General features: G+C 65.3%; 8 protein-coding genes. 5 read left to right on the top strand and 3 right to left on the bottom strand.

The window, feature by feature from the left end; translation table 11 throughout:
* Both G3O00_RS21685 and G3O00_RS21680 read right to left on the bottom strand, forming a co-directional pair.
* The coding region (locus G3O00_RS21685) for an FAD-dependent oxidoreductase (protein ID WP_206144283.1) at positions 1-662 on the bottom strand (662 nt) is incomplete at its 3' end.
* A gap of 145 nt (positions 663-807) precedes the next feature.
* Entirely contained in the window at positions 808-2,388 is a 1,581-nt protein-coding gene (locus tag G3O00_RS21680) for an amino acid permease (protein ID WP_206144282.1), read from the bottom strand.
* A gap of 644 nt (positions 2,389-3,032) precedes the next feature.
* Here G3O00_RS21680 and G3O00_RS21675 point away from each other — a divergent pair.
* A complete protein-coding gene (locus G3O00_RS21675; protein ID WP_206144281.1) occupies positions 3,033-4,544 on the top strand; it encodes an aldehyde dehydrogenase family protein in 1,512 nt (503 codons plus the stop codon).
* A gap of 234 nt (positions 4,545-4,778) precedes the next feature.
* Positions 4,779-5,201 (top strand): hypothetical protein, encoded by a 423-nt coding sequence (locus tag G3O00_RS21670; protein ID WP_206144280.1) that lies wholly within the window; start codon positions 4,779-4,781, stop codon positions 5,199-5,201.
* Positions 5,202-5,318: 117 nt separating this feature from the next.
* Here the strand turns inward: G3O00_RS21670 and G3O00_RS21665 are convergent, their stop codons facing one another.
* Positions 5,319-7,763 (bottom strand): DUF3772 domain-containing protein, encoded by a 2,445-nt coding sequence (locus G3O00_RS21665; RefSeq protein WP_206144279.1) that lies wholly within the window; start codon positions 7,761-7,763, stop codon positions 5,319-5,321.
* Between the two features lie 661 nt (positions 7,764-8,424).
* Between G3O00_RS21665 and G3O00_RS21660 the strand changes: the two genes are divergently transcribed.
* The 3 genes from G3O00_RS21660 to G3O00_RS21650 all read left to right on the top strand — a co-directional run bounded on the left by G3O00_RS21660 (position 8,425) and on the right by G3O00_RS21650 (position 9,930).
* The gene (locus G3O00_RS21660) at positions 8,425-8,808 is read left to right on the top strand and encodes a DUF2750 domain-containing protein (RefSeq protein WP_206144278.1); all 384 of its coding nucleotides are present in this window, start codon (positions 8,425-8,427) and stop codon (positions 8,806-8,808) included.
* A 49-nt stretch (positions 8,809-8,857) separates the two neighbouring features.
* Positions 8,858-9,247, top strand: a complete 390-nt coding sequence (locus G3O00_RS21655; protein ID WP_206144277.1) for a hypothetical protein — start codon at positions 8,858-8,860, stop codon at positions 9,245-9,247.
* A gap of 107 nt (positions 9,248-9,354) precedes the next feature.
* Positions 9,355-9,930, top strand: coding sequence for a DUF1629 domain-containing protein (locus G3O00_RS21650; RefSeq protein ID WP_206144276.1), 576 nt, complete (start codon positions 9,355-9,357; stop codon positions 9,928-9,930).
* Positions 9,931-10,085 lie beyond the last annotated feature (155 nt).

Here is a 10,085-nt window from a genome sequence, read left to right as displayed (position 1 = left end):
GTGCCCTGCGCCGTGCGCACGACGTACCCGGCGCCTTCGCGGGCGATGCCGAGCGCGGCCGAGCGTTCGTACACGCGTGCGCCGCCGCGCGAGGCGGCCGCCGCGACGCCGAGCACGTACTTGAGCGGATGGAAGTGGAAGGCGTTCGGCTCGAACAGGCCGCCGTAGTAACGCTGCGTCTTCAGCCGCTTGCGCAGCGCGTCCGTGGAAACGGGTTCCCATTCGACGCCGAGTTCGTCCTTCATCAGCGTGCGCACGCTGTCGAGCCGGGACGGATCGTCGAACCAGTTCGCGAGCATCACGCCCTGGTCGACGATGTCGCAGTCGATGCCGTAGCGCGCGATCCGTGAGCGGATCAGGTCGACGGCATCGACGGTGAGCCGGTACAGCCGGCGGCCTTCGTCGCGGCCGAGCGTGCGCAGCAGGTCGGCGTTGTCGAGGCTGTAGCCGCCGAAGACGAAGCCGCCGTTGCGGCCCGATGCGCCGAAGCCGACGCGTTCGCTGTCGAGCACGACGACGTCATGCACGCCGCGCTCGACGAGGCCGAGCGCCGTGCACAGGCCGGCGAGGCCGCCACCGACGATGCAGACCTGCGTGTCGATCGTGCCGGTCAGTTGCGGGTAGGGCTGGCGGGTAACGGTGGCTTCGTAGAAGTTCTGCATGCGATTTCGTTGACTCGTAACGGCGGAAAAACAGACGGCGCGCGTCGATCTTGCCTGAACGTGCGCGCCGCGTCGAATGGGGTTGTCTGGGCACCGGCCGCCGCGCTCCCGTGGCGGCCGGTGCGAGGCGGGCCGATCCGCGCGATCAGGCGCCCGGCGTCGGGTTGGCCGGGCGGGCGACGTAGCCTGCGTAGCCGGTTTCGGCCTGCGGGGCGGGTTCGGGCGTCGCGTTGCGTTCGATCCACGGCGCGATCTCCATGTCTTCGTAGCGCACGAGGCGGCATTTGCGCACGAGTGCGTAGCCGAGCCAGATCGCGAGGAAGAACGGCAGGCCGATGTAGGTCGCGGCGACGGCGACCCAGTCGATCTTGTCGGAGAAGAACGCCTGGTAATCCTGGCCGAGCGCGACGACCGCGCACAGCGCGAACGCGAACAGCGGGCCGAACGGGAACCACTTCGACCGGTACGGCAGCTGGTCGAGCCGGTAGCCCTGCTTCAGGAAGCCCTTGCGGAAGCGGTAGTGGCTGACCGCGATGCCGAGCCACGTGATGAAGCCGGCCATGCCCGACGTGTTCAGCAGCCACAGGTACACGGTCTTGTCGCCGTACAGCGACGTGAGGAAACATAGCGCGCCGACGGCCGTCGTCGCATACAGCGCGTTGCGCGGCACGCCGCCGCGCGACAGCTTCGCGAAGATCTTCGGCGCACGGCCTTCGACCGCGAGGTTGTAGAGCATCCGCGTCGACGCGTACATGCCCGAGTTGCCGGCCGACAGCACGGCCGTCAGGATCACCGCGTTCATCACGCCGGCCGCGAACGCGAGGCCCGCGTGGCGGAACACGAGCGTGAACGGGCTCACGCCGATGTCGGTCACGTCGCTCTTCAGCAGGCTCGGGTCGGTATAGGGAATCAGCACGCCGATCACGAAGATCGCGAACACGTAGAACAGCAGGATGCGCCAGAAGACCTGGCTCACCGCGCGCGGGATCGTCGTGCGCGGGTTTTCCGATTCGCCGGCCGCGACACCGATCATTTCGGTGCCCTGGAACGAGAAGCCCGCGATCATCGCGACGCCGAGCATCGTCGCCCAGCCGCCGGCGAACGGCGCGTCGCCGATCGTGAAGTTGCCCCAGCCCGCGCTCGGGCCGCCCTGCATGATCCCGAAGATCATCAGCAGGCCGACGCCGACGAACGCGAGCACCGTCAGCACCTTGATCAGCGCGAACCAGTATTCGGCTTCGCCAAAGCCGCGTACCGACAGCGCGTTGAGCGCGAAGATCAGCGTGAGGAACAGCGCGCTCCACCAGACGCCGGGCACATGCGGGAACCAGTAGTTCATCACGAGCTGCCCGGCGACGAGCTCCACAGCCAATGTCACGGCCCAGCTGTACCAGTAGTTCCAGCCGAGCGCGAAGCCGAAGCCTTCGTCGACGAACTTCGCGCCGTAGGTCGCGAACGAACCCGACACCGGCATGAACGCGGCCATTTCGCCCAGGCTCGTCATCAGGAAATAGACCATCAGGCCGATCACCATGTACGCGAGCATTGCGCCGCCGGGGCCGGCCTGCGAGATCGACGCACCGGACGCGACGAACAGGCCCGTGCCGATCGAACCGCCGATCGCGATCATTCGCAGATGGCGTGCCTGCAGTGCACGGTGAAGGGTCGGCTTCGCGGGCGGCGAGCCGGACGGGCGGGGTGAATCGGGGCGGGCATCTGAATGCATGGCGGGCGCTGGGCGCTGTCTCCGGGATTGTTTTTTCGGTGACGAAGCGCGACGCGTTGCCGGCCGCGGGCCGGGGCGGGCCGGGCAGCGGTGATGCGGTGCTGGAACGGGCCGGATGAGCCGGGCCGCGATGCGTGTCGCCTTCGTCTGTCGTCCGGCAGCCGTGATGGCGGCCGGCGGCGCGCCGGGTGCGTTGCACCTCGACGTCGCAACGATTGTGTGTGCCCGGTGCACGGGCGGCAAACGATATTTCAGAACAGGGTGATGCGGCTTTGTCATCAACTTGTGCCCCATCACGGCATCTCGGACGGCCCGGTCACGGGCCTTGGGTATGTCCGATATCGACGAAGAAACGCACGGTTTCATCCCGCGGGGGTGTTGCGTTTTCGGAATGAAGTCGTGAGTTAATATCAATAGCGGCCCGACTTGTGGCCACCGACAATGTGTTTCATGGATCGTGCCCTGCGAGGCCGGAGCGCGCCGTCCGGCGGGCTTCCGGCGGCGGCGCAGCGCGATGCGCCGAACGGCGCACCGGGCCTGCCGCGCGGCGCATCCGCTTGCACAGGGCGCGCGAACGCGCTCCAATCGAATCACGCGGGCGGCGCTGCCGCCGCACCGATCAATCTGTCCCTGAAGAGGAAGTGATGCAATTCAACGACATTCTTGCCGCGCTCGATATCGATCTCGCCCAGTGGAAAGGCAATGCGCTGACCGCGCGTTCGCCGCTCGACGGCGCGACGCTCGCGACGCTGGCCGTCGACACACCCGCCGACGCCGAGCGCAAGATCGACGCCGCGCACGACGCATTCCTCAAGTGGCGCACGGTGCCGGCGCCGGTGCGCGGCGAACTCGTGCGCGTGTTCGGCAACGTGCTGCGTGAGCACAAGGCCGAGCTCGGCGCCCTCGTCACGCTCGAAGCCGGCAAGATCACGTCGGAAGGCCTCGGCGAAGTGCAGGAAATGATCGACATCTGCGATTTCGCGGTCGGTCTGTCGCGCCAGCTTTACGGCCTGACGATCGCCTCCGAGCGCCCGGGCCACCGGATGATGGAAACGTGGCACCCGATCGGCGTGTGCGGCGTGATCTCGGCGTTCAACTTCCCGGTCGCCGTGTGGGCATGGAACGCGGCGCTCGCATTCGTGTGCGGCGATTCGGTCGTGTGGAAGCCGTCCGAAAAGACGCCGCTCACCGCGATCGCGTGCCACGTGCTGCTGCAGAAGGCGATCCGCGAATTCGAGAAGACCCACCCGGGCGTCGCGCCGGCGGAACTGAGCCAGCTGGTGCTTGGCATGCGCGATGTCGGCGAGGTGCTGACGGCATCGAAGAAGGTGCCGGTGGTCAGCGCGACGGGCAGCGTGCGGATGGGCCAGGAAGTCGCGAAGGTGCTGAGCCAGCGTCTCGCGCGCGGCATCCTCGAACTCGGCGGCAACAACGGGATGATCGTCGCGCCGAGCGCCGATCTGGACCTCGTGGTGCGTGCGGTCACGTTCGCGGCGGTCGGCACGGCCGGCCAGCGCTGCACGACGCTGCGCCGCCTGATCGTGCATCGCAGCCTGGTCGAACAGCTGCTGCCGCGCATCGAGAAGGCCTATACGTCGGTGAAGGTCGGCAACCCGCTTGAAGAAGGCACGCTGGTCGGCCCGCTGGTCGATCGCGCGTCGTTCGACGCGATGCAGAAGGCGCTGGGCGATGCACGCGAGCAGGGCGGCGACGTGAAGGGCGGCGAGCGCGTCGACGTCGGTCACGCGGATGCGTACTACGTGCGTCCGGCCCTCGTACGGATGCCGAAGCAATCGGCGGTGGTCGAGCGCGAAACGTTCGCACCGATCCTGTACGTGATGGTCTACGACAACTTCGACGACGCGATCGAACTGCACAACGCGGTGCCGCAAGGCCTGTCGTCGGCGATCTTCACGAACGACATGCGCGAGGCCGAGCAGTTCATGTCGGCAGCGGGCAGCGACTGCGGGATCGTCAACGTGAACATCGGCACGAGCGGCGCGGAGATCGGCGGCGCGTTCGGCGGCGAGAAGGAAACGGGCGGCGGCCGCGAGTCGGGTTCGGATGCGTGGAAGGCTTACATGCGCCGCGCGACGAACACGATCAACTACAGCCGTCAGCTGCCGCTGGCGCAGGGCGTGAAGTTCGACGTTTGATGCGGGGCGCCCGGGAGGGCGCTGCGTGTGAGTAGAAAGGGCCGGCTGCCGCGTTGCGGTGCCGGCCCTTCATGTTTGGGGCGGCGCAATGCGGTATCGTGCGCGTGGGCGTCGATCAGAGCGATTGGCGCGGATGATTGATCGACGACAGGCCGGGAACGCGCGCGGGCGACATGTCGACAGACGCTTTCTCCGGCGAACGGATCAGCCGCCCCAATTGACGGTACCGAGATCGTGAACAGACAAGAGCTTCTCGAGAGACTGGCGAGGTTGCCGCCGGTCGGCATGCAGGTCTATGCGTCTTCGTGTTTGCGTCGCTATTGCGACGCAAACGGATATTCGCACGCTGCCATCGATGCGCTTCTCGCGCATCTCGATTCCATCGCTGTCGCCGGAAGCCTGCCCGAGTGGGAGCGTAAAGGGGCATTGCTCGAACTCAACGGCAGAGGCGATCCTGTTCCGGCAGGAGTCGAATCGGCACTGCCGAATGGTGAGTTGCAAAGATTCATGACGTTGGTTGAAGCCGTCGTCGAGGTCGGGATCGTCGATTTGTACGGCGCGAGAACCGATCAGCCTCTGGCTTTCCTTCGCAAAACGATCGCCGTCCTAGAGCAGGGCGGGATTCCGTTGCCGCCATTGACGAAGGTGTCGGGTTGATCGGCATCCGGCCGAATACCGGCAAACCAACCGCAGGCGAGCGGGACGATATCGCGAACCTTCGCATCGCCCGCGGACAGCTCGCCTAGCGTGAATGCGCGCGGCGCGGAACGTGCATCACTGCTCCACCGCCGGCATGTTCTGCACAACCAGCATCTGCGGGCTCGACAGCGTGATCCCCGCCGCGCGCAACTGCTTCAGGATCTCGAACAGCAGATCGCTCTTCGTCGAACCGGCGATCCGCGGGCTCGACACGTAACCCGTCACGCTCAGCGTGATGCCGTCCGGCGTCAGCTGGCTGAACGTCACCGACGGCGCCGGCTTCTCGAGAATCGCCTCATGCGAGCGATACGCTTCAAGCAGCAGGTCGCGCACCTGCTCGGGATCGGTGTTCAGCGGGAACGTCAGCACCAGCGTCGCGACGCCCTGCGTGCTGTTGCCCATCGTCACGTTGCGCAGGTTCTGCGAGATCAGTTGCGAGTTCGGCACGATCACGGTCGAGCGGTCGCTGAGCTGGATCTCGGTCGCGCGCACGTTGATGCGGCGGATGTCGCCTTCGACGCCCGCGATGCTGATCATGTCGCCGACCTTCACCGGGCGCTCGGTCAGCAGGATCAGCCCCGACACGAAGTTCTTCACGATCTCCTGCAGGCCGAAACCGATACCCACCGACAGCGCACTGACGATCCACGCGAGGTTGTTCCACCGGACGCCGAGCAGCCCCAGCGTCATCAGCACGAGCAGCACGTAGCCGACGTTGGTGAACAGCGTGATCAGCGACACGCGCATCCCCGTATCCATGCCGAGCGCGGGCATGAACTCACTGTCGAGCCAGCGGCGCAGCGAGCGCAGCAGGTAGAAGCCGATCGCGAACCCGATCACGGCGTTCATGATCCGGTCGGGCATGATGTTCAGGCTCTGCAGCCGCTGGCTGCCGATCATCGCGACGGCACTGTCCATCAGGTCGCCCGGCGTCGTGCCGAAGCCGCCCGTCAGCAGCGCGATGGCCGCGATCAGCATCAGCAGGCTCGTGCCGAAACCGGACAGGACCGTGCGAGCCTGGTCGAGGTGACGATCCTCGAGCGCGAACAGGTGCTTGATCTGCTGGCCCGTCGTCAGGCTCGACGAGAACAGGCTGTCGCTCGCGTCGCGCGTCAACTGGATCAGGATGTAGGTGGCGCCCAGCACGATCTCGAACCACACGAGTTCGTAGGTGATGAAGCGCGCGACCGTGATGTAGCCGATCAGGAGCGCGATCAGGGCCGCGACGATGGCCAGCGTGACGGCCGCATGGATCAGCCCGGCGAGCGTCGAACGCTGCTCGGGCGCCTCGCCGGCGGCCGCAAGCGCGCTGCGTGCGCGGTTCGAGCGCAGCAGCGATGCACCGACCGTCACCGCGACGACGAGCGACACGATCCCGCGGCCGAACAGCGTGACCGACAGGCTGGTGTCGACGATCCGGTTGATCGATTCGAGCGTGCCGGACACCAGCAGCAGCGCGGCCAGGATGCCGGGGAACGGCTTCATCGCGAGCGCGACGGGATCGGCGAGCGCGGGCAGGCGCCACGACGGATGCTTCGTGCAGAGCAGCGCACGGCCGAGGCCGGCGATCAGTGCGCAGGTTGCGGCAAGCTTCGCGAACTGGTCCCACAGGTCGTTCAGCGCCGGCGTGAGGTCGTAATGGCGCGCGACGGCGAGGTACAGGATCTGCACGGCAATGGCGGTTGCCAGCAGCGTCGACAGCGCGGTCGACAACGCCAGCGCGCTGCGGCGCAAACGGGTGGCCGGCAGGCGGTTCACGCAGAGCCACGCGAGCCCGCGCTCGATGAGCCGGCGGCCGCCCATCCATGCCGCGAATGCGGCAACCAGCAGCAGCACGGTGATCGTCTTTTGTCCGGGCACCCACGACGAGCGCAGCATGTCGAGCATTTCTTCGTCGAAGTCCCCGAGCCGCTGGGCGTCGTCCGGCGAAAGATGGAACAGCGGCAGCCAGAACTGCGCGCTGAAAATGCCGCCCGAACGGAACGCGAGCTGGTTCTTCAGCAGGCCGCGATGCAGCTTCGCGAACTGCTCGTTCAGGTTCGTGAGGCTGGTCTTCTGGTCGGCGGCCTGCTTCAGTGCGGCATCGAGCTGGGTCTTGCGTGCGTTCAGCGTGGCCCGTTGCTTCGCGACGGCCGGCGTTTCCGGCGCGGCGCCTTCGGCAGGCGGGGGGCCGAGCACGTCGAGTTGCCCCTGGATCTGCGTACGCTGCGGAACGAGATCGCCCTGCAGCTTCTCGACATCGGTGCTCAGTTCCTGTGTCGAGTCGCTGAGCCCGTCCAGCTCCTTGCTGTTGGACGCGGTCGAGGTTTGCTGCTTGATGCGGTCCAGTTCGGCCTGCATCTGCTTGAGCTGCGCGACGGCGTCGTTCAGCGAGATGGAAGGGACGGGCGCGCCGACGCCGCTCGCGTTCGGGGCCGAGGCGGCCGCCGGAAACGCGGACGCGGTCGCGATCGCCGCGAACTGCAGCAGCGCGATCAGTGCGATCCGGCGCACGTAGGTGGATAGTCGTTGTATGAACATGGAATGCTTACGATTTGCCGACAATTCAGGTCGCCGAAAGGCGCCCGGAAGCCGGTGGTTGGCCCGGTAGCATGTTACCGGGGTGTGAGGATGGACGACTTCCGAATGTTCATATGTGATGCTCCGGCGGCTGGAGGTGCGGCGCACGGCGGGATGTCCTGTTTGCCCCGTTTTACGGTGCGTGTGTCGATCGAATCGAGCCGAAACGGGCGCGTTTTCGATGGTCGACGAGGGCAGGTGGCGGGACAGACGGTTACGACATTTACATAAAGTCGGCGCGCCGGCGAACCGGACAAACGGGGCACGAGTCGTTGGCCCGTTAATGGGGGGCGGGTGGCCGGACATTTTCCGGCCGTTCGGTCGTCGTACAATCCCCCGGGTCGCCGGCAGGTCGTCCGGGACAAGAGACGCGGCACAGCGCCGAGCGTCGGAAAACGAACAACGAAAAGAATCCTGAGAGCGTGGCAGATCAAACACTTCCTTCGAGCGCGGCGGATGAGTCGACAACGCCGTGGGGCGATATCGCGCCGTGCGGCGAAGGTCTCAGTGCGTGCGGTGACGCGAACGTCGGCTTGCCGGTGCCGGTGATCAACGCGATTCCGCACCCGGGCAAGCTTGCGGCCGATGTCCATCAGACCCGACGTCGAGGCGGAGGCGATTGATGGCGCTTCGTCCACAGAAGATCGAGCGCGTTCTGCGACTCGGCACTCAGGCGCGGCTCGATTATTTCATTCGCAAGATTGCCGACTCGGAAGTTGTCTGGGGCCTGTTCGACACGGGGTGGGCGACTGCGACCGCAGACGGCCGCATGGCGATTCCGTTTTGGCCCGAGCAGGACTTCGCGTCACTATGTGCGGATGACGCGTGGACGGGCTTTCATGCGAAAGCGATTCCGCTCGACGTGTTCCTGACGCGCTGGTTGCCCGGGATGGAGAAGGATCAAAGGCTATGCGCGGTTTTTCCTGCGTCAGCGGACAACGGGCATCTCCTATTGCCGCAGGATCTGCTGGCGTCGATCCGGCTGGAGTTGACGCAATATGAATGAGTCAAAACGCATTCGCTTCGAGAAACGAATCAGGTTGAGGCCGTGACGCATGGGATATTCCATCAATAAAAGCGATGTCATTCCGTATGCCCCGGACGAACTGGGCAACTTCTTTTGCTATGCGTACGAGTGGGTGGATAACCTGAATTTCTGCCGTCCCGCCAGTGAATTCCTGAGCGATTGGGCGCCGTACGAAAAGCTGGCAGGCGAGCGGTTCTTTCAGGCCGGCTGGAGGGGAGATGGCCGTATCGAGCTGATGTGGCTTCCTCCGTTTGTATTGGGCGGGATGCTTGCGAACAGAGCGGACGAGTACCTGACGACCGCCGGCAAATTGTGGACGCATGGTCTGGCTCTCTGGCACGTCAAGCAGGACGCGGATGGCACGTCGTTCATCCTGTCGCCGGTGGAGTTGAACATGCCTGCCATCGGCTTCGACTGAATCGGGGTTCCTGCATGAAATATTTTGCTTTGCCGGAGAACAGCGAGCACGGATGCTCGGTCGACGCATGCATCGGATCGATCCACATGAACCGGATACGGTGAAACATGACGAAAATCTGGACCACGGAGGCGGACTATCCGGAAAGCCGGATGGCACGCTACGACGAGGCGATAAACGGCGTGGATCGTTTCGAGTTGCAGGCGGGAAAGCGCGTCGCGCGGCCAGCCCCATTGTCGTTCGAGCTTTCCGGCAGCGCGCTGCCAAGGATCCGGGATTACGACGTTATCTGGTCAGACATCCTGATTCCACTCGTCAACGAAGCGGTGCGTGCTGCGATCGAGAAGGTGGCGAACGACGAGGACGTTCAGTTCATCCCGGCTGTTATCGGATCGAGCAGAGGCACGATTGATGCGCCGTACTTTCTTCTCAACCCGCTGACGACAGTCGATGCGGTCGATCCCGACGCGTCCGAGCCGATCGTCGTGAAAATCCACGGGTTTCCTGACGCGAAGGTTGGCTTCCAAAAGATGGTGTTGCGCCCCGCATTCCCGGCTAACGGCATAGGCCGGCAATTCGATTCCCCGACCTACATCGTCGTCGGGGATCAACTGGCTGATGCTGTCCTGCGCGTCGCGAAGAAAGGCGTCAGGTTTACCACGGGTATTCCGGCGGGCGGTTGATGCCGGACCGACCTTCGGTGCCTGAGCGACAACTCGCTGGTCTGTCTCGGGGATCGGCGGCGCGCGATCGCGCGTCAGTCAACAGATGTGTTCTGCCGCTCGCCTCGCTAAAATGCGCGAAGCCGCTTGCCAACGCCCCGTTGGTCGCGCCAGGA

The sequence above is a fragment of the Burkholderia sp. Ac-20384 genome, assembly GCF_017104605.1.
GTDB classification, from domain to species: domain Bacteria; phylum Pseudomonadota; class Gammaproteobacteria; order Burkholderiales; family Burkholderiaceae; genus Burkholderia; species Burkholderia lata.
The sequence above is the reverse complement of the archived record's forward strand: the minus strand, read 5'-3'. Positions and strand labels throughout refer to the sequence as shown.

Bases quoted from the DNA above. Each gene is read 5' to 3' on its own strand.
- G3O00_RS21665 (WP_206144279.1), bottom strand. From the start codon at position 7,763: ATGTTCATACAACGACTATCCACCTACGTGCGCCGGATCGCACTGATC.
- G3O00_RS21655 (WP_206144277.1), top strand. From the start codon at position 8,858: ATGGGATATTCCATCAATAAAAGCGATGTCATTCCGTATGCCCCGGAC.
- G3O00_RS21660 (WP_206144278.1), top strand. From the start codon at position 8,425: ATGGCGCTTCGTCCACAGAAGATCGAGCGCGTTCTGCGACTCGGCACT.
- G3O00_RS21650 (WP_206144276.1), top strand. From the start codon at position 9,355: ATGACGAAAATCTGGACCACGGAGGCGGACTATCCGGAAAGCCGGATG.
- G3O00_RS21675 (WP_206144281.1), top strand. From the start codon at position 3,033: ATGCAATTCAACGACATTCTTGCCGCGCTCGATATCGATCTCGCCCAG.
- G3O00_RS21680 (WP_206144282.1), bottom strand. From the start codon at position 2,388: ATGCATTCAGATGCCCGCCCCGATTCACCCCGCCCGTCCGGCTCGCCG.